Annotated in this window: 19 protein-coding genes and 1 pseudogene; 12 read left to right on the top strand and 8 right to left on the bottom strand. The window is 42.2% G+C overall.

Annotation, left to right across the window (positions count from 1 at the left end):
* Positions 1-161 precede the first annotated feature (161 nt).
* The 3 genes from hemC to FBQ94_RS11190 all read right to left on the bottom strand — a co-directional run bounded on the left by hemC (position 162) and on the right by FBQ94_RS11190 (position 2,952).
* Positions 162-1,115, bottom strand: a complete 954-nt coding sequence (gene hemC, locus FBQ94_RS11200; protein ID WP_007221501.1) for a hydroxymethylbilane synthase — start codon at positions 1,113-1,115, stop codon at positions 162-164.
* 146 nt (positions 1,116-1,261) lie between these two features.
* Entirely contained in the window at positions 1,262-1,897 is a 636-nt protein-coding gene (plsY, locus tag FBQ94_RS11195; RefSeq protein ID WP_007221500.1) for a glycerol-3-phosphate 1-O-acyltransferase PlsY, read from the bottom strand.
* A gap of 11 nt (positions 1,898-1,908) precedes the next feature.
* The gene (locus tag FBQ94_RS11190) at positions 1,909-2,952 is read right to left on the bottom strand and encodes a lipopolysaccharide kinase InaA family protein (RefSeq protein WP_083849247.1); all 1,044 of its coding nucleotides are present in this window, start codon (positions 2,950-2,952) and stop codon (positions 1,909-1,911) included.
* Positions 2,953-3,121: 169 nt separating this feature from the next.
* Between FBQ94_RS11190 and FBQ94_RS11185 the strand changes: the two genes are divergently transcribed.
* From FBQ94_RS11185 to FBQ94_RS11175, 3 genes are all read left to right on the top strand, one after another.
* On the top strand, positions 3,122-4,216 hold the full coding sequence (locus FBQ94_RS11185) for a glycosyltransferase family 9 protein (protein ID WP_007221497.1): 1,095 nt from the start codon (positions 3,122-3,124) through the stop codon (positions 4,214-4,216).
* A gap of 91 nt (positions 4,217-4,307) precedes the next feature.
* A complete protein-coding gene (locus FBQ94_RS11180) occupies positions 4,308-5,279 on the top strand; it encodes a polyprenyl synthetase family protein (protein WP_007221496.1) in 972 nt (323 codons plus the stop codon).
* A gap of 17 nt (positions 5,280-5,296) precedes the next feature.
* Complete coding sequence (locus tag FBQ94_RS11175; RefSeq protein ID WP_007221495.1) at positions 5,297-5,506, top strand: Sec-independent protein translocase subunit TatA/TatB; 210 nt, start codon at positions 5,297-5,299, stop codon at positions 5,504-5,506.
* Between the two features lie 8 nt (positions 5,507-5,514).
* Here the strand turns inward: FBQ94_RS11175 and FBQ94_RS11170 are convergent, their stop codons facing one another.
* The gene (locus FBQ94_RS11170) at positions 5,515-6,321 is read right to left on the bottom strand and encodes an MBL fold metallo-hydrolase (protein ID WP_007221494.1); all 807 of its coding nucleotides are present in this window, start codon (positions 6,319-6,321) and stop codon (positions 5,515-5,517) included.
* A gap of 106 nt (positions 6,322-6,427) precedes the next feature.
* Positions 6,428-7,102, bottom strand: coding sequence for a DUF6655 family protein (locus FBQ94_RS11165; protein ID WP_007221493.1), 675 nt, complete (start codon positions 7,100-7,102; stop codon positions 6,428-6,430).
* A gap of 648 nt (positions 7,103-7,750) precedes the next feature.
* On the opposite strand from FBQ94_RS11165, the gene nikR reads away from it, so the two are divergent.
* The 8 genes and pseudogenes from nikR (at position 7,751) to FBQ94_RS11125 (ending at position 14,104) form a co-directional block, all read left to right on the top strand.
* A complete protein-coding gene (gene nikR, locus FBQ94_RS11160; protein WP_007221492.1) occupies positions 7,751-8,167 on the top strand; it encodes a nickel-responsive transcriptional regulator NikR in 417 nt (138 codons plus the stop codon).
* 105 nt (positions 8,168-8,272) lie between these two features.
* Positions 8,273-8,878 carry a cobalt transporter CbiM gene (gene cbiM, locus FBQ94_RS11155; protein WP_007221491.1) on the top strand — a complete coding sequence of 202 codons (606 nt, stop codon included), beginning with the start codon at positions 8,273-8,275 and terminating at the stop codon, positions 8,876-8,878.
* Positions 8,875-9,294, top strand: a complete 420-nt coding sequence (locus FBQ94_RS11150; protein ID WP_007221490.1) for a type 2 periplasmic-binding domain-containing protein — start codon at positions 8,875-8,877, stop codon at positions 9,292-9,294. Before cbiM ends, FBQ94_RS11150 begins: the two co-directional genes overlap by 4 nt.
* An 8-nt stretch (positions 9,295-9,302) precedes the next feature.
* Positions 9,303-10,040, top strand: coding sequence for an energy-coupling factor transporter transmembrane component T family protein (locus FBQ94_RS11145; protein ID WP_007221489.1), 738 nt, complete (start codon positions 9,303-9,305; stop codon positions 10,038-10,040).
* Complete coding sequence (locus tag FBQ94_RS11140; protein WP_040543656.1) at positions 9,973-10,695, top strand: energy-coupling factor ABC transporter ATP-binding protein; 723 nt, start codon at positions 9,973-9,975, stop codon at positions 10,693-10,695. The genes FBQ94_RS11145 and FBQ94_RS11140 overlap by 68 nt, the downstream gene beginning before the upstream one ends.
* A 139-nt stretch (positions 10,696-10,834) precedes the next feature.
* Positions 10,835-11,854: a transporter gene (locus tag FBQ94_RS11135; protein WP_007221487.1), complete on the top strand. Its 1,020-nt coding sequence runs from the start codon at positions 10,835-10,837 to the stop codon at positions 11,852-11,854.
* A gap of 143 nt (positions 11,855-11,997) precedes the next feature.
* Positions 11,998-12,555: a DUF3347 domain-containing protein gene (locus FBQ94_RS11130; RefSeq protein ID WP_007221486.1), complete on the top strand. Its 558-nt coding sequence runs from the start codon at positions 11,998-12,000 to the stop codon at positions 12,553-12,555.
* An 81-nt stretch (positions 12,556-12,636) separates the two neighbouring features.
* Positions 12,637-14,104: pseudogene (locus FBQ94_RS11125) on the top strand (helicase HerA-like domain-containing protein).
* 247 nt (positions 14,105-14,351) lie between these two features.
* Here FBQ94_RS11125 and FBQ94_RS11120 read toward each other — a convergent pair.
* A complete protein-coding gene (locus FBQ94_RS11120; protein ID WP_007221484.1) occupies positions 14,352-15,689 on the bottom strand; it encodes an alpha/beta hydrolase family protein in 1,338 nt (445 codons plus the stop codon).
* Positions 15,690-15,704: 15 nt separating this feature from the next.
* Positions 15,705-17,303, bottom strand: a complete 1,599-nt coding sequence (locus FBQ94_RS11115) for a S8 family peptidase (RefSeq protein WP_007221483.1) — start codon at positions 17,301-17,303, stop codon at positions 15,705-15,707.
* 235 nt (positions 17,304-17,538) lie between these two features.
* On the opposite strand from FBQ94_RS11115, the gene FBQ94_RS11110 reads away from it, so the two are divergent.
* The gene (locus tag FBQ94_RS11110; protein WP_040543655.1) at positions 17,539-17,778 is read left to right on the top strand and encodes a hypothetical protein; all 240 of its coding nucleotides are present in this window, start codon (positions 17,539-17,541) and stop codon (positions 17,776-17,778) included.
* 153 nt (positions 17,779-17,931) lie between these two features.
* On the opposite strand, the gene FBQ94_RS11105 is transcribed toward FBQ94_RS11110, so the two are convergent.
* A complete protein-coding gene (locus FBQ94_RS11105) occupies positions 17,932-20,202 on the bottom strand; it encodes an AsmA family protein (RefSeq protein WP_007221482.1) in 2,271 nt (756 codons plus the stop codon).
* Positions 20,203-20,620: the final 418 nt, after the last annotated feature.

Below are 20,620 nucleotides of genomic sequence, written 5' to 3'. Positions count from 1 at the left end.
GAATACTTCTCAGGTGTAGATTCAGGAAATAATCTTTAGAAACCGTGCTTCTTCCAAAGGTTTACAGTACATTTATAAACAAAAAAAGCCTATGATAGTAGTGTCATCATAGGCTCTCTTCTTCTTTCTCACAGAAAGAAAAATGTAAAATCGATACTCTTTTATATATGGTTTATATTTTTCTGAAATTCCTGCCGAATCTCATTCAAAATCTTCATCCCACCATTTTCTAACATCCTTTGAGCAAGTTCATTCCCTATCTTTACTGCCTGATTCGCAGGACCACGGTGATTATCTCTTACGGCAGTTATACCATCCACCGAGCAAATAATCGCTTCAAGATATACCTCATTCCCCTGCACCTGTGCATGTGCCCCGATAGGAACCTGGCATCCACCTTCAAGCCTTGCCATCAATGCCCGCTCTGCTTCTACGGCAATTCTTGTCTCAGGATCATTGATGCCAGAAACAACTTTCTCAATACGATTATCGTGTTTACGGATTTCTATATAAAGTGAGCCCTGACCCACGGCCGGCAACATGATATCGAAAGGTATTTGGCTGATTTGACCCGAATAACCCATCCTGATCAATCCTGCATGGGCTAAAATAATGGCTTCCATAGTATCTGTTTCGAGTTTTTTAAGCCGGGTATCCAGATTACCGCGCAGGTCCAGTACCCTGAGATCTGGTCTAAAAGCAAGCAACTGCGCCCTTCTGCGGAGACTGCTGGTACCAATACGTGCATTTTTAGGCAATTCTTTCAGGGTAGCATTATTATTACTGATAAGGACATCATGAGGATCCTTACGCTTGGGTGTTGCACCCACAGTTAATTCCCCGTGGATCTCTGTCGGTACATCTTTGGCGCTATGAACGGCGATATCGATTTTTTTTTCAATGAGGGCTACTTCCAATTCCTTCGTAAATAAACCAACTCCACCTAAACGCGATAAGGGAGCATCTGTAATCTTGTCGCCCTTTGTAGTTATCTTCTCAATTTGAAACTCAAATTCAGGATTCAATCGTTTTAGTTCAGATATAACCCAATTTGTCTGGATTAGAGCGAGTTTACTACCTCTGGAACCAACGACAATTTGTTTTTCCTTTGCCAATGCTAGTTCTCTCCATCTTTCATGAAATATAGTAATGATTGTAAATTTATTTAAATAAAGTGCTTATAATATCATAATGCATGACAGGTGTCAAATTCCTTTGGATATTTCATAATGAGCCATTAAGGGAAAAATATGATTACCCTTCAACCTAAATCATGAGATTTAATTTTCCCGCCAATTTTACTCTCGGTACCACGCAATAATCTTTCAATATTTGACTTATGCCTTACAATAAGAAGTATGGAAATGAATATTGAGAATAACGTCAGATAAAGCCCCTGACCAAAGGGATCTTTACCAAACAGTATTATACATACAACTAATACTATTGAGCTAAGCATAGATCCCAGAGATATGTAACGGGAAATGGTGATTATCAATAACCATGCCGCAGCCGAAATAATAAGTGGTAAAGGCGCCAACCACAAAAATACCCCGCAACTGGTTGCAGCAGCCTTTCCCCCCTTAAAATTAAGGAAGACAGGAAACGTATGACCACAGATTACACCCATACCACACAATATTAACGTCAGATTGTGTCCATATCCGGAAAATAATCGGTCAAAAAGAAAAACAGGCAGGAAACCCTTTAACATATCCAGGATAAACACTAATATACCATAAGGCTTACCTAATACCCTTCCAACATTCGTTGCTCCCGGATTTCCGCTACCGAATTGCCGGATATCAACACCTTTTACCATCTTTGTGATTAAAAATCCGAAGGGAATACTACCAATAAGATATGAAATAATTGGACTAAGAATATTTTGTATCATCACGATGACCTTTACTTTCCTGAAAGACCCAAAATCTGCCACCATAATTTATGGAGAGAATGATGAGACTGATATTGACGAATATATGCTTTCCAATCTCTATCAGGGGTATTACTATACCGCAGATACATTTTTAAAAACCGAACTCTATCTGTTTTAGAAATTAATTTTATTTTTTGGCCTAACGATACCGCTTTTATTTCCTCGCCTGCTACATCCTGGGATATCAATGCATTGCATGGATACCTTTTGTCTGAAAATCCCTGTTTCATGTTATCTATTCCCCCTGCCGAATGAGGCTTAGAAAAAGAATTATTCCTGTTTTTCTCCGCATCTTTATCAGTAATCCAACGTATTTTCTCCAGAGAGCGATCGAGACGTAATAAATTTTTAATTCTTTCATTGATAGGGAATGTGGGGAAAATAACCGATTTATCTAAATCTATGATATACACAGTAAACTCATCATGAGAATCATTTTTCAAAAGTATGTTTTTTATATGCAAATCTGCGTGATATATACCTGCATCATGCATATTCCGTATTGATCTCGCAAGGGCAGAAATTATGGATTTTTTGGACTTCCGGATATATAACAAGGAGGATTCTTTAAGAAATTGAGCAATATCGACTGCGCCGGATATTTCCTTCGTTATAAAATTTGCCTTATAAAATAAACCCCATACTCTTCTCTTGGTTACAGCAATCACTTCAGCAGATAGTACACCCTTTTGAGAAGCGTATTCATGCAGAGAGAATTCGTTGAAAGGTCTGGATTTATTGCAAAAAATACCCCCAAGAAGTTTGCCAAATAAACCACCGTGCCGATAATCCCTGATAATAAGTCTTTCTCCACTATTTCCCGTAACAGGGACTGATACATAACTTCCCCTTCCGGATTTTATGTTCGGTGTACCTGCATATCTCTCATGCACAGGTTTTGTATCGAAGATCATGTTCAGTATGGTCTCTTTGTACCCCGCTTTTACCAATATGGTTGTACCGCCCCTCCTGATTATTGAAAAAGATGCCGGTATCTTTTGCTTCTGTAGCATAATGATAATCTGTTATGTACCTTTCTTTGCAACCCTTGCTTTTTATTGCGGATATTATATACAAGGATATAAATGAATACAAACTTAATTGGAACTGGATTGCTATTGAAAAGATTTTTTATAAGGATTATTATAGCATTAACCTAAATCTTTCGCAGAAAATCTTTTCATGTACACATCAATGGAAAAACAACTCAACAATCCAGAAAATATCCTGGTTGTTCGCCTGGGAGCAATGGGCGATATTATCCACGTTATACCTGCAGTAAAGAACCTGAGAATAACGTTCCCTTCCGCCCATATTGCATGGCTGGTAGAGGATAAACTAAAAGACCTCATTGAATGTATCCCGGAGGTAGATGAAGTTATTGTCTTCCCCAGGAAACAATGGCAAACCGCTCTTAAACACCCTCAGAAATATGTTAAAACCATCTCAGAAATGCGGATGTTTTTTAAAAAATTAAGAAAAAAGAACTATGATATCGCATTGGATTTTCATGGCAATTTTAAAAGTGGATTATTAACCTATCTGAGCAGCGCAAGAACAAGAATTGGTTTTTCTCAAGGATATTGCAAAGAATTTAACTTTATTTTCACGAATTTACGGATTACACCGCAACAGAAACAGATGCACAGGATTGATAAATATCTCAACCTTTTACAGGGCTTACGTATAAAGGCGAGTTATCAAAGGCCTGTATTCTCAATTCCGGATACTGACCGCCTCTATATTCAGGATTTTATTCACCACAATTATCATAATCAAAAATCTGTTACAATAATTCACCCGGGAACAAGCATATTTGGTGAATATAAACGATGGCAACCTAAAAATTATGCCCTTCTTGCAGACCGGCTAATACAGGAACTTAATTATTCAGTCATTTTTACCTGGGGCCCGCTTGAATACAAAATGGTAGAGGAAATTATCTCTCTCATGCATTATAAGGCTACTGCTGCATGCAAGACATCATCGGCGAAGCAATTAATTGCATTACTCCGCTATGCGAATCTTTTTATCGGCAGTGATACCGGTCCCACCCATATTGCTTCATGCATAGGGATCCCTACCGTTGCGATTTTTGGCCCCAAAGACCCCGTTATTTACGCCCCTTATGGCAAAAACGCTGTAATTGTAAAGAAAGACATCCCCTGTCGCCCTTGTGAAAAAAGGACGTGTAATCATATTACCTGTATTAATTCCATCACTTCAGAAGATGTCTTTGATGCTGTTTGTAAATTACTTAAGACGCAAATACATTAATATCGAAAAGAAGTTTGACTTTTTCTCTATCGCTTGATAATATAAGCCCTTATTATCTTTACCAATATTACAAAGAAGGAGATCGTTAATTGTGGAAACAGTGGGTATCTTCGACTCAATCAAAGCCGATATGGAAGAGGTTGAAAATCGATTTTATAAAGAATTAAAACCCGAGAGCAATTCATTAGCTGATCTTATCTCTCATATCAGTAAATATAAGGGAAAAAGGTTGCGGCCCGCTTTGGTATTATTGTCGGGGAAATGCGCCGGTGATATATTGCCTCAGCATATTGACCTTGCAGTCGTAGTAGAAATGGTTCATACTGCAACCCTTGTTCATGATGATATTATTGATGAAGCATCTATGAGAAGACATGTTGAAAGTGTAAACTCGAAATGGGGAAGAGAGATATCTATCTTGTTTGGGGATTATCTGTTTTCCAGAGGCTTTACTATACTTTCTGCCCTTGATTCTCAAATTGCGACCCTTCTGCTTTCTCAAACCGTTAATATCATGAGTGAAGGAGAAATAATTCAACTTCAAAGGCGTTATGATATTGAACTGAGTGAAAATGATTATTTCGATATTATCGAGAGAAAAACAGCCTCCCTTTGTGCTGCAAGTTGCCGCCTGGGAGCTGCATTTGCCGGAGCTAACCGCAAGGTATTAGATATGTTATCCAATTATGGTTTAAAGATCGGTATTGCTTTTCAGATTGTTGATGACTGCCTTGATATGATGGGCACTGAGGACGAAGTTGGTAAATCGTTAAACACGGATATACAGAAGGGTAAACTTACGTTACCTCTCATACATCTCGTGAATCAGCTACCAAAAAACAAGCTCAAGACAACGCGAGAACTGATATTCCAAAACGATGTGAAAGAGACAAAGGCTGCTATTCTTGAATTGTTAACAGAACATGATGCCGTTGAATATGCCTTCAGCACTGCAAAAAATATCGTAAAGCAGGCACAGGAAGAAATTGCTCCGCTTCCGGATTCAAAATATAAAACCGCTCTCTTAGAATTGGCAGATTATATCGTTACCCGAAGGAAATAAAAGACAGGAGGATTATAATGATTTCTATGCCCGGTGGTTGGGAATGGATCGTGATTGGCGTCATTACTTTTATTATATTTGGCAAAAGACTACCCGGTACGATGAGATCACTGGGGAAAAGTTTTGCTAATCTCAAACAGGGTTTTAAAGGCGTCGAAGAGGAAATCAAAGAAGTTAAAGAAATAAAAGACGATATTGACACTATTACAAAACTTAAGATAAGTTAAAATGTACCCTACCAGCTTTCAATATCTGCTAAGTTAAATCTCATTCCATCTCCAGCAGCGATAATTCTTAACCCTGTTTCCTTTGCCAACTGCTCTGCAACTATATGGGGTTGCGCCTTGACCATAGTCATACCAAAGTGATTTAATATCGTTACTTTAGGCTTCAGGGCTGTTACTATCTCCTTCACGTCTCTTATGCTCAAATGGTAAAGCCATTTCTTCGTATCTTTATCTACCGTATAGCGAACTACATTAACAATCAAGATGTCCCCTTTATAATATTTCAATAATTCCGGAAAATAACAGGTATCTACGATCAGTGAGATCGTATACTTTGGAGTAGAAAAATTAATGCCGTATGTCTCGCTTGGATGATGGTGTTTTATTGGCGTCTCGAAAGAAACCGTATCAGATAATTGGTAACGCCCTCCCTCTTTCACAATTTCTATATGTGATATATAGCTCCTTACATACTGAAACACCACGGGGTCCTCTGTTAATGCATCTTCCGGTGCGTAAAGGATACCACGTTTTTTAAATCCGCCTTCAGTCATTGCCTCAATCATTACATTTACATCAGCAGCATGATCGAGGTGTCTATGCGTCAGGATTATAACGTCTAATCTCATAGGGTCCATCTTTGGCTTACTGGAAACACACCTGACTAAACATCCCGGACCAGGATCAACCAAAACATTCACACCGAGCAAGGAATACCACATCCCGCCCGAAGCGCGTAATTGTTTGGCTACTACAATTCTTGCGCCAGCGGTGCCAAGAAATTTTATAAAATCTGTTCCTATTGTATCTTCCATACGGATAATACTACCACGAACTCATAAAGGGAGAAATAGAAAAATACATGCTGCTCTGAAAAATACAGAGAATACAAGAGAAAAAATTCGTATCATACAACAGATTCTATGGTTGAGTATACCACCACTTTTTCTTTTCCGGGATGTCCGTCGTGTGAAAAGAAAAAAAGAAGAGCACCTTTCGAAAATTAAGGTATGCAAAACCGCTGATAGGTCCAACGGCAAGCAATTGCTCACCGGTAAACTTATCATAGATATTGATGGCAAATTTAGCAATGCCTGACTGCTTGACAGCTTTATAGAAGGCTATTTCCGGGGTCCCAAGATTTCCGGCAAGAGGGATTGGTAGGGTAAATGACGGCACACCCACAAAGGAGTCGGCGCGATCGATAGACAATGCGCCCGTAGTGATTGCGGCGATTACCCCGGCATCCTTTTTGTCTTCAACAATCAACGCACCGTGCTTCCCCAACAAGATCGATACCAGGCCAATCACGTATGCCTTTTCTGCATGTTCAAAATCCTGCGTTTCAAGAAATACCTCCTTGTATTTTAGGTATACATTGTCAGCGCCTTCGAGACTCCGCTCTTCAACAAATACCTTCTTTCCCTCCAGTTTTTTTAAACTTATTCCCATCAAAGCCCGGTCGGCAGCGGTACTCAAAAGCAACTGTTCTACTGCCGTTTCTTTTGGATCCGTAACGCGGGGAGTACCCATGCAGCCCTCAAAGAAAAGAATACTAAGTATTCCAGCTACTATATGCAATAACAGCTTTGGCATTCATATTTCCTCCTCAAGGAAAAAATAATAAATTATGAAAATGGTAAAAGTGTATCTTGCCACAGAAGTGTGCTGTCACACAATGTGATGTGTTACCTCTCACGAGAAGCTATCCCAAAACCTGTTTCTGTATGGAAACCTCTCTTTATCTTCACATGATTCTCCATACTAAATTAAGGTTTTGGGATGACCTCTAATAATTTTTCAATAAAGCTTTTAACAGATCTTTGCTATTTTATAACATCAGCTATAATTTCCGCAAATTAAAATAGACGTTGCAATAGGCTATACCAAATACACTGGATGAGGATGCACCAAACCATTAACAGTTTGTAAGAAAATACAATATATCCGTTACATATAGTACTCAAGATATGAAACCGAACGTATTTCTGATAGGGTGGCACGGACAAACTCGTTTGTCCGTAATGGCACAATCAAATCATGACTCATTGTATTTGGTTTCATTATATTCCGTCCGGTTTCATCTATTTGATACTATAATTATCCTAAAATTACAATACCTGCACTTGCCGTACCGAAAAAGGTTACCTGAGGGCTTATCGAAAATATGAGAAACCCATTGACATTACTACTATCAGTGTTACAATATTAAAAACCGTAGCATCAATAATAATGAGGAATACTATGTCAAGTTTAGTAAGATTTGGAGTCTCTCTCGAAAAGGAATTGCTGCAAAGGTTTGATGAGTGTATAAAAGAGAAAAAATACACGAACCGTTCAGAGGCCATACGAGACCTGATTAGAGATGACCTGGTTAAAAAAGAGTGGCAGGAAGGGAAAGAGGTTACCGGATCAATTACCCTTGTCTATAATCATCATAAAAGGGAATTAACGAATTTCCTTATCGATATCCAGCATGATTACCATGACATCATCCTCTCTACCCAGCATATCCATTTGGACCATGATAACTGTTTAGAGATCATTGTGGTAAAAGGCAAACCGAAAGCAATAGACGAATTGTACGGGAAGTTAAAATCTGCAAAAGGGGTAAAACACGGCGGGTTTGCGATGACAACAACAGGAAAAGAAATACTGTAAACAGGAGTAAGTCCCCCACCTTTTGCGAGGCAAAAGGCAGGGGACTTATTTTTTATAGCAGTAACACTAAAATAATAACTGTATTACCATTGGAGGAGGTTTTTGATGCATATCAGTGACGGGATTCTCTCCCCATATGTTGTTGGAATAGGCTGGGCAATAGCCTTACCCGCGTTGGTAATATCTGTTCGCCGTTTGCGAGCTGATCAGGTAGGCGCTTACGGGGTAGTTGCGGCTGCTTTTTTTGCTGGTTCAACAATCCATATACCTGTCGGGCCATTCAGTATGCATCTTGTGCTCAGTGGCATGGCCGGGCTGCTACTTGGTTGGGGCGCTTTAACCATAGTAACAGTAGGTCTTTTACTCCAGGCATTGTTAATCGGCTTTGGTGGCCTGACAGTTTTGGGAATCAATATTTCCATTATGGCATTGCCTGGCGCCATAATGGGAATGCTTGGACGTCATTGGATAAAACAATCTTCCCCTAAAAAACGTCCATGGATAGGATCACTTATCGGAGGAGGAACTATCCTGATTTCGGCTATTTTACTCTATGTAGCGCTATCCACGACTCATACGGCGCTTATGCCTCTCGCCAAACTAGTCTTTCTGGGTCATATTCCCATCGCTATCGTAGAAGGCGCTATCAGTTTTTGGCTAGTATTTTTTCTCCAAAAAGTTAAACCATCATTACTGGGAATTGTCATATGAAGATCGTTCTTTTCTGTATTTCTTCCCTCCTTTTTTTACTGCCTTCCGTGGCAAACGCCCACGGACTTTATGTATCTTCCGAAGGAGGAAAGTTACATGCCAATTTCAGCGATCATTCCCCGGCCTCTGGCGCTGTGGTTACTGTTGTGGATGAGAATGGTATCATACTTGCCAGAGATATATTGAATGAAAAAGGGATGTGGACGTTACCAAAAGACATAAAGGGAGAACCTGAATTTGTTATTGTCGAGGCACCAGGTGGGCACCTTACACGAATTGCATGGCAAGAAGTTTTCCATGAAACAACAAAAGGTTTCTTTGATTATTTCGGTATTCGCATTACAATAGGAATTGTCGTCCTTGCCGGAGGCGGTCTTATTATAAGACATCTGTTAAATCTAAAATCCAAAACCTGAAAACTGCAATGGATATATCTCCTCCTTCAACACGGCTTGGCACAATACTTATTTTACTAATTCTCACAGGACTTGGGTTGCTCAATAATCTCTTTTATCTTCTCATTTGTCTCGTGAGTATTAATGTATTAGCTGCGTTCGTGGTAAGAAAAACGTTTATCACCGCATGGCATTGTAAGGGTGTATTGATTTTTTTCCTGCTAACGGGTGTAACTTTACTTTGGACAGAGGAGGGACGTTCTCTTGCCCCTGTCTTGATAACGAAGATGTTGTCTATGTGGTTGTGGGTCGTCACCTGGATTAGCTGGGTTGGTTTCGAACGAATCTTGTTAACCTTTGAAAAGTTAAAGGTACCGTCTGTTTTGATACATATAGTAGCATTTACTGCGCGGTTTTTACCAATCTTATCAGAACGGTTAAAGATGATGCTTGCCGCACAAGCATCCCGTGGGGCAAAAAAGGGTATACATCCTTTACAATTGCGCAATATTGCGGAAGGAATCGGCTGTTTGCTATTAGCAAGTTTTGAACAGGCTGAAAACGTCGAACGAGCCATGCAATCCCGCGGGTTTAGCGGTATGTTACCTTCCCTTGCTGAAGATACCGTTGCAGTTCCTTATGGTAGTTTGTCTTTTCTCTTTATTCTTATGTGTATTGTATGGTTTGGAGTAATTTGCTATGTCCTGTGTTATCCGTGCCAGGAATTTATCTTTCAGATATCAAGATGGAGGGCTGGCGCTATCTGATCTGTCATTATCCGTTCATCAGCATGAGAAAGTGGGAGTAATCGGACCAAGCGGGGCTGGCAAAACTACTTTCTTCTGGCATCTGAATGGTTTGCTAAAACCCAATTCAGGATATGTGGAAGTGCTAGACCGCACTCTTGCTGAGCATAAGAACATTAATGAAGTCAGACGTCACGTAGCACTGACGTTTCAACAGGTAAACGATCAGCTCTTCTGTTCTTCCGTCTGGGAAGAAATTGCCTTTGGTCCGAGAAATTTAGGTTGGTCAAAACAAAAAACCCACGAGACGGTAGAAAAATGGTTGGCATATTTTGAATTGAAGGAAGTAAGCCTTCGGCCTCCGCATCATTTATCCGGCGGGCAGAAACGGGGTGTTGCTTTAGCCGCTGCAATGGCTATGGAACCGCAATTGTTGATCCTTGATGAGCCGGCAAACGATCTTGATCACAAGAACCGGCGCAGATTAATTACCTATCTCAAAGGTTTACCAATAGCCATTATGGTGGCTTCTCATGATTTACATTTAATTCTGGAAGTTACACAACGATGCGTTCTCATGGACAAAGGAAAAATCGTGGCAGACAAACCTACCAATGAATTAGTTCATGATGAATATGCATTAAAACAATATGGAATGGAGGCAATAAGGAGATAAATAAATATTTTTTTTGATGTTAGTAGCACGAATATTATAAATATGTTACCTATGTGTCTTGTGTATTTTTCTCAGATGCCATTGGAAAAGAGAAGATTTTGATAATTATCATTACCTAATTTAAAGATATGGAGATAGAATGTTAGCAGGAAAAAGACACCATCGTTATTTTGTATGTTTTATTTTTTTCATTTTTATCTTTATAATACATTTACAGAGTAGTTTTGCCCATCATGGCGGGGTTTCTACGGCGTTTGGGCCTGGAGCGCCTATTGAAACGGCTTCTCCGTTAGCTCTGGGTAAAGGAAATTTTTTACTATTCGAAAAGTTTGAATACGTACCATTCGAACACAGGGACCATGCGGAACCGGAAAACATTGATACCTTTACGTTTTTCAATACCCTTGTTGGTTATGGTTTTACTGATGCTTTAAGTGTTTATGCCACACTACCAGTAGCCATAAAGGATCAGGACAACCTGGGCATGTCGAGCGGTTTGGGAGATTTGGGATTTATTGTTCAGTATGGCTTTAAAATTGGCGAAAGAGATGGTATCCGCGGTTTATATAGCTACGGGCCGGAAGACTCTTATGGTGAAGAATACAGTACAGACGATATCAAGATGTCATTACTTGCAGGCTTTACCGTACCGAGTGGCACTACCTCTAATCGTAATGATAAAGGAAATACTTTTGATATGGGCATGCAACCTGGATTTGGCGCCCCCAGCTTTAATTTCGGCTTTGCCGCATCGAAGATGATCTTTCCTCAATTTACCCTTACCGGGGATACATCGCTTACTACCTTTACCGAGCATAATGATGGCAAACCAGGCAACGAAATCCGCTTTAACGTAGCAGGCGGTTATGAAATTTACGAGAAAGAGAACGGATTTCTCTCCCGACTCGATATTATTGCAGAATCGAACATGCTTCATCTGACGAAAGATGAGAACGAAGACAGAGAAAAAGAGGATGACACGGGTGGAACAATCCTTTATTTTTCACCGGGTTTAAGGGCAACGTTTAGCAAATACGTCAGTGTTGGAGTGCTTATCAAGCTGCCAACATGGAAAGACCTGAATAACGAATCCGATCAACAAGGCGCTGAGGGTCTGGAAGAATACAGGGCAATAGTTACCTGTTCAATATCTTTTTAAATCCAACCTTCGGCAATTAGGTAAAATGTAGGGCAAGGCTTTAGCCTTGCTCCCCCACCAGAATATATACGCCGGGATAGCAACCCTGAAGGGTTGCCCTACAGAATTTAAATTCCTATACATTACATGAGAAGGAGGCAACGATGTTTAAAAATAGTTATTTCAAAAAATACATGACAACCCTATTGTTTTTTTATTGTTTTTTCATGTACGATCATACTATTTCTGCCCATGAAGGCCACGATCACTCTCATGAAGCTGTAATTACCATCGGGAAAAAGACCGTTGTTCATCTTCAATCGATCATCGCAACGTATCAGGAAGTTTATCATCATTTAGTAAAGAAAGATTTGCATGGCATTACAGATTTAGCCCAAAAATTAACAGATGCAGCCCGGCAAGCCATGCAAACCGAATCAAAAGGCGCTGGCCATCATATGATGCAGCATATCTTTGCAGGCGCAGAGGATCTGGAGAAAGTACAAAGTATTCAGGATGCCCAAAAGGCGTTTGCATCGACGAGTAATGCCCTGTTGCCATTTTTTACGTCCTGGCCTAACCAGCTCAAACGGAACGGATTGAAGATATGCCAATGCAAACATGATGGACAGTGCTGGCTTCAGCCACAGAACTGTTCTTCTGCCTGTCCCTATTCTGCGGATCAGGCAAAAATGTGTTCAGACATTGAAGAGATAAAGTAAGTACCTGACCACAATTTTTGTATAATTTCTGATATAATACTTTAATTATCTTAATTACTATCCTCAAAGAGGAGATCGAACATGGACCAAATACTTATCGGTAAGGGTGAGCAGCCCATTCACTTGCTTGTTAAATACGGCAACCGTCATGGCTTAGTGACCGGTGCTACCGGTACCGGCAAGTCGGTGTCACTGATGGTGATAGCGGAAGGCTTTTCGCGTCTGGGAGTGCCAGTGTTCCTCGCTGATGTGAAAAGCGATATCGCCGGCCTCGCTGTTGCCGGTACTTTGAACGATAAGATCATGCAACGCGTACAGCAGATCGGTGTCGAAGGCTACGTTGACGAACCTAACCCGGTGGTATTCTGGGATCTCTATGGCAAATACGGCCATCCGGTGCGCGCCACTGTATCCGAGATCGGCCCTACCCTGCTCAGCCGTATGCTGGAGCTCAACAATACCCAATCCGGCGTGCTCGATATAGCCTTCAGGCTGGCCGATGACTATGGCTGGCTACTGCTCGACCTTGACGATCTGCGTGCTTTGCTCAGCTTCCTGCATCAGTATGCCTTCAGTCGGCGCAATCCAGCGCGCCCTTTTACGCCTGGAACAGGACGGCGGTGACTGTTTCTTCGGCGAACCGGCGCTGGAACTCACCGACCTCATGCGTACTGACCTTAATGGCCGCGGCATGATCAACATCCTCGTCGCTGATCACTTAATCCTGAAGCCACGCCTGTATTCAAGCTTCCTGCTGTGGTTGCTGTCGGAGCTATTTGAAAACCTGCCGGAAGTTGGCGACCTTGACAAACCCAGGCTGGTGTTTATGTTCGACGAGGCGCACCTATTATTCGACGATGCACCGCCGGCGCTGAAACAACGAGTTGAGCAGGTTGTGCGCATCATCCGTTCCAAAGGCGTAGGAGTGTACTTCTGCTCGCAGTTCCCCGACGATGTACCCGGCGACATCCTTGGCCAGCTCGGTAACCGCATTCAGCACGCATTACGCGCCTTCACTCCGCGGGACCAGAAAGCGGTACGCACGGCGGCTGAGACCTTCGTGGAGAACCCAGGCATAGATGTAGCCAAGGTAATCTCACAACTTGGCACTGGTGAGGCGCTGGTCTCGACTCTGCAGGAGAAAGGCATTCCAATGCCGGTACAACGCACTCTCATCTGCCCTCCGCGCTGCCGCATGGGAGCGATTACGCCGGAAGAGCGTGCTGTAGTGCGTTCTCGCAGTCCTGTTGGAGCTAAGTATGACAATGCAATCAATCGGGAATCGGCGCACGAAATTCTCGCCCGTAAAACGCAAGGCGTGACCGCTTCAGCGCCTGATGCCGCACCCCCCGGCCCTTCCACCCCGCAAACTGAAAAAAGTAGCGACATTGGCGTCAGGCTGAGAGAATGGTTGTGGGGTACCAAGCGTCGTCAGGGGATGATTGAGACTATGGCAAAGCAAACTGCGCGAGCTGTTGGCAGCCAGATCGGCCGGAAAATCCTGCGCGGCGTGCTGGGAGGCATCCTTAATGAATCCCACCGCCGTTAGTGCGGACATCTTGTATCCTGTGGCATATCGCCGCCCCAACAGCCGATGAGGTTAACGGTTGCCTTCGGCTGCCCACTGCTTTATGATCGATTCTCTACCATCATAACTTTAAGATCCCTAAACAGGGAATTGTGAGACCCAACCCTATGTGATTGATTCTCCTGATAAAATGCGGAACACAAAGATACCTCATACAAAGATGATACGTCCGTAACTATTTCCCTGTAGTCTTCTGTTTTAAACCGTGCTACGTCTTTGCAACCGCGTTAAATATCGCGTATGCAATTTCGTTATGGCATATATCAGAATGGTCTTTGATGACCGCATCGGAATTCAGATTATACAGTTTACCCGGCTGGAACTGATAAGAATCCTGGCTGTTAAGATTAAGGAGGATACCTTCACTGGCTTCGGGCGTTTTCTGGGCGCCGTTACGGCCAATGCCACCGTACTTATCATTCTTGTCGCCAAGCGCTGCTGCAATCTGCCCTGCAATTAATGAAGCAAGCGGATACATCTTCCCAACAGCCTTATCATTTCGGGTACAACTGATCACGATCGGTCCTGTTACCGTTTTGTTTATTATCACCCTGCGGAAGAATCCATCATTCACTCCGTCATAATGCTCCGAGAAACCATAATGCGAAAAGGCCGCCTGCAAGAGTGTCATCGTACTCACCTTAACAGGCAATTGACCTTCAGACCCGGCAGCGGCAGCAGTGACCAGGCGGCCACCAAAACTATGACCGATTAAGTGAGTCTTAATATCCGGATTCTGAGCAAGGATTTTTCTGAGCACCTGATTTACTCCCGTACTGCCAACGATACCTGATCGCTCCTTCATCTCATAGTACGTCAAGTAGTTGAGCAAGTTAAGCACACCCGATTTAATTCCGCTAAAGAACTGTATGAGTCCAGCCGCGCCTCCCATGCTTACAGATGAACCGCTCCCGCCTGCTGCGGCCCTGCCGCTTGATATCGGTTTTGACTCCACGATCGGTACAGGCTTACTCAGGCGGTTGATGACCTCATCGCCGGGAAGCTTAAAAAAATCACTCGATGCGTCAATATCTACAGAGGTTTCTTTCGGCAGTATTGAACGCAACAAATCAGTAAACTCTTTCCGGGCTTTCGGGCTATCTTCAAGTTTTGGCACCAACAGCTTTGCCTTATCGAGAACCGCATCTGCCTGGGGATCATCAAATACACCCTTCATTTCTTCAAGCTCTTGCCTGAGGAGATCGTTGGTTATCGGCGATTCAGCGCCTGCAGCGCCGCTTGGAATGAGGTCTTTCTCAGCAAATTTCTTTGAGGGCCAGAGTACAGCCATAATGGCAAACTTACGCGCGTCGATACCGGCCATTATCCCCGAATTTATCACATGGCGCATACAGCCGAAGAACCGCGTATAAAGATTGCGGGCATCGCACATATCATTATTCCATCCATGCGAGATGACGAACAGATCAGAGGTACCGCTTTGTGCGAGAAAATCTATCAATTCTTTCACCTGATTCTGATCATGCACCTCACCCCTCTTGCTAAATTCCACTTCAAAATAAGGAAAACCTTTCAAGTCTTGCATACTATCCTCCCTTCATTATACAGATTGAATAGCCCTCATTAAATCTACAAGGCCGTATCCCTGAAAATATCGCTCACGCTTCAGGTCAGTAGCGGTGGACAGGAATATCTCTTTAACCTTTTCTGGTTGCCCAATGAATTCGCGCCTTATTGAAAGGAATGCGGCAATCACACCCGAGACATGCGGCGCAGCCATACTTGTGCCGCTCTCCTCCAGATAATCGCAATCACCAATCTTTTCTCTCATTTCTGCGCGCCGCTTACCCGCCGCACAGGATAAAATTTTTTCACCGGGAGCTACAAGATCAGGCTTGATCCGTCCGTCGCCAGTTGGGCCTTTCGATGAGAAATAAGAAACACCGTAGACATGCGGCATATCTTTATGCGTCGAACCAACGGTAATCGCAAGCTCAGCATTACCCGGATCATTGATAGTCAAGTCCATACCGGCTGAGATAACTCCCCGAAACTGGCTTTGTGCAACTCCATAACCGGTATTGCCTGCTGCAACGACAACGACAACGCCCGAACGAACGAGTCTGTCTACTTCCACACAGAGAGGGCTCTGTCCACAGGCAAACCATTCAGGCTCAAAGTCATAACCAACGCTCATATTTACTCCATGAATCAGCAGGCGGCGACCATATCCGTTAATCTCCTGTATCATTTCAATTGCCGCTATAAGATTGCTTGCCAGACCATCTCCTTTTTCGTCAAGCACCTTGAGGCTCAAAAGCTTACATTTAGGCGACATTCCCGAAATAGCATCGAGGGTAAGTTCGTTGTAGGATATCTCTCCATCTTCATTGCGCAATCGGGTATACGCCCGGATTTTCTCCGCTTCCCCTTCCTTCCCACCTTTATTCTTAACTCTCATTTCACCCGCGATGATACCTGCCACATGTGTACCATGACCGAAAGCATCTTGCTTCGCATCTTCCGGGTTTGCAGAACCTAATTTGGTGAAATCTGTATGGATGAGCGGATCCTTAAGATTGAGATTATCATGCAAGGTAAAATGCGGATGAGTCGCATCTATTCCTGAATCAAGCACTGCCCACACAATACCCTCGCCATAGGCAGAAAATGAAGTTTGTGCAGCGTCGGCCTTCACGGTACTGATTGATTTATTGATGAGAGATTTAACGGGAAAATCAGGCCAGATATGATAAATCGCCCGTTCCTTTACTCTTGCTCTGCTATCCCGCTTTACCAACTCACGTATCACATCGCCTTCAAGGCTTGCAAACAGGTATTGCTGGCTGCGTTTACTTTTCACCTCGTTGATTCCCTGATGTCCGGGATCTTTATCGTTTCCTATTTCACTGATTATCTCTTTCGTTGTTTTCATAACCCAATCTCTCGCCCCATCACGCCCAGTAGGATGCTCTAAGTTTAAATCAATGATCACCGGGAAGACTTTAGGTTTATGCGCCGGACCTTCTTTAAGTTTCTTCTGCTTCTCTTTGAGCATTTCCTCTCTAAGCATCTCCTCTTTGAGCATTTTGAGAAGCGGTATTGCGATTACCGTTGAATCCAAAGTTTCCGGTGTAAATGGTTTTTTCATAGGATCTTGTTGCGTCAATCCATCCATACCGGTTTTCTGTTTAGCCATAGATATCCTCCGTAATAGACTTCAATACGTAGTCCGTTCCAATTATTATTGGGTAAGAGAAAACTTTTATTTACCAGACGACATTATCTGGCAGCAATGAGGGTGTGAATGTATAATAAAATAGACTATTCTGTCAATAGTAATTTAAAATGAGGAGATTACTATGCATAAAACTGAATAGTAAATATCGCTCTGCATCAGATTCTTGAAATCACTTCAACGGGGGAAATATAGAATGGATATAAATAATACTCCTTTTAGACGGGCGTTTTGGACTTTTTTTGTACTTCTTCAACTTGGCCTTAATGGGAATTCTTTCCACCATTTCGTAGCAACGAAGACCAATGCTACAGGGACAACGGACGTTTTTGTTTTCTCCGCACCTTTGAGAATGATGCTGCATCCTCAGGCGACCTTTTACTTTTCGGGCGTGGCTGCTGTTGCAGTTTCCGGCTACCTGGTAGACTCCGAATAGAGCCCCGAATCATTTCACCCCTTCGGGATTATTTACTTGTGGTTGCGCATTCTCTATAATCATGACAGCCCTCCGGGCTTGCAGTATAGAAATCAACCGTTGAAATACAATATAAAGTGCGTTGATAGTAAATCGACCCTGTTAAAAACCTGATTATTTTAAAATCTCTTTTAAAATATTGCCTACGGGTGACTCCTCGCCCTGTTGGTCTTTATCACCTTTTTTGGGTAATCCTATCTTATCGCCTAATTTTTCCAGTTCTTTCCTGCCATAATATTTCGCCATGGCGCTGGTTATATAGGGTATGTCCAAAATAGGTCTTGGCTTGTTTATACTTCCCGTTACCGTAATGGGAAGCACCATGCGGTTTTCCGGATTAAAGAGGGCATTGAGAGGGTCCGCCTTCTTGGCTAATTTAGCAGAATATTCATGGGAGAGAACAACCTTGCCCTTAAGGTCGAGACTGCTGGTATTATAGTCAATCAACCCTTCTATAAATGCATCAGAATCCGTTGCTTTTGCAGTATGAATATTATGTAACGCAATCTTCTTTACATTGATTTTATTACCGGTCATGGAAAAATCACCATCCAGATAATCAAACCGTGTGACCTTTTGTTTATCCAGTTCACCACCCTCTTTCCCCAGAAATTTAGATACACTCTTTATACCAAAAAGCGCATCCAGGACTGTATCTACAAGATTTACATTCATAATTTCCCCCTGATCGATACGGAATGGCCCACGAGCATGAATCGCTCCTTTCTGGTTATCATCTCCGGCATTGTTTGCTGTGAAAGATCCGGAAAATCTCCCTTTGAATAAACCCTTGTATTGTGTGAGGGTATCTATAGCTTCTGCCACATTCATATTTTCAACAACCGGTTTCACGTTCCATTGAAATTCACGGGGTTTTACTTTACCGTTCATCGAAACGTTTCCCTGGAAGGCATGAACTTGAAATTTACGAATATCAAGCATATCGTTCTGGTAATCAAACTGTGCCTGTATATTCTCAAAAGGAGCAGCCATCACATTCCCCTTCTTGACATCGAGGCTGCCATTGCCTGTGATGTTATTCTGCTTTTTCCCGGCTTGAACTTTCATATCTATAGATTCAAAAAAACTTTGAGAAGTTGTTGCTTTCTGGTTATTATCCGATGTTTGAGATAGATTACACATAAGTCTTGGAGACGAGAACTGCAGATTAACAGAAGCGTCTTCCATCGTTCCTTTCAAAGAGCTCTGAAGAACAAAGTCCCCTTCCGGTTCATACTCTTTCAGTGCAGGAACCAGTGATCCCCAACCTTTCAGGGATGTTTCTCCGGTGCCCATGAGAAGATCAAAATACGGGTTCGTTATACCGGTAATTTTCCCTGATGTCTTGAGAGACAAGGTATGCATACTGATAACACACGGATCTAAATGAATATCATCTCCTGTCTTAGTTACCTTCATAGAAATTTGACAAGGGACAGATTTTGGCTTGTGAAATGTTTCGCCATACATAATCTCAAGGTCTTTCATATCCACGTTACAATCAGCCTTGAGATTATCAATATTTCCTTCCAGAACCATTTGCATGCTTACTAAGCCTAAAAAGCTCATATCCGGTAAAGAGTTCCTGACAGAAAAGTAAGATTTACCTGCATCCGGATTAAATTCATCGAGAGATAATGTAACATCCATAAAAAGCCGTTTTATATCCAGGGTATCGCCTAAAGGACCCACAGTACCCTTAGTCACGAAGTTTTGCTTCGAACTCCCAGGCAGCCGGGCTGTTATATACATTTGAATCGGTTTATTCGTGGATACATCAATGAATTTCATGTCTAATAAATCTATCGTTGTCGTTGTGGTAGTTCCCTGCCGGGTGAACTCATCAGTAAAATCGATATGGCCCTGGTTCACCGTAAATGTAGAAACCAGCAGTCCTGCAAAAAGGTCGCTTCCGCTTTTCACCTCATTTTCACTACCATTCTTTTCATTCTCTTTTTTCTCCGGGCTTTCCGTATCTTCATGCGCTTCTATCCCGGAACCCATCAGGTCTGCGATATTAAGCTCTCCTTTTGAGTTCCTTATCAGTCGTACTACCGGCTTTTCCAGGATTAATTCCTTTACCTGAATTTGCTTTTTTAAAAGGGGAAGTAATTTTACTTTTATCCGCAGGCGTTCTAAATTCAGAAAATCATGGGTACCAAAACCCAGCTTTTCTGCAATATGAAGTCCCTGAATCTCCGCTCCCAGCCCTTTCAAAATGGTGAGTTTTATGCTGTCAAAATCCAAATCTCTCGCCACGTGCGGTTTCGCAATATCGATAATTTTTGCTTTATATTTATTTACATCAATAAGAAATGGCGTAACTACTGCGCCTATCACAAGAATAAAAATCGAACACAGAACAATAATAATGATCTTTTTCATAATTTTATCCTCTATAAATAGGTTGGGTTGTACAAGACAAAACCCAACGACTTTTTTACCCACCCCTAAATCCCCTCCCGAGAGGGGACTTTCTATTCCCCTCTTGGGAGGGGTTAGGGGCGGGTTTATTCTCATATGCATCAAGCTAAGAATAGTGCTCCGTGAAAAAGGAGATATTCCTTTGGAGAAAGAGCAATGTGTGTCCATGTACCCCTCTAATCCCCCCTACCCCCCTTTAAAAGGGGGAAAAGAAGGAAGGATTTTTTCCTGAGAAAAGTTTGCCTGATCAAACATATCAAACTTTTCCCCCTTTTCTAAACTCATCCTTACCCACATCTTTTCAATCTTTTTTTTATGTGTAACTTATCGTATCATTTATGTTTCGTAGTAATTTATACGTTTTCTTTATTTTTTCATT

Source organism: Candidatus Jettenia sp. AMX1 (assembly GCF_030263775.1).
GTDB lineage: Bacteria > Planctomycetota > Brocadiia > Brocadiales > Brocadiaceae > Jettenia > Jettenia caeni.
The sequence above is the reverse complement of the archived record's forward strand: the minus strand, read 5'-3'. Positions and strand labels throughout refer to the sequence as shown.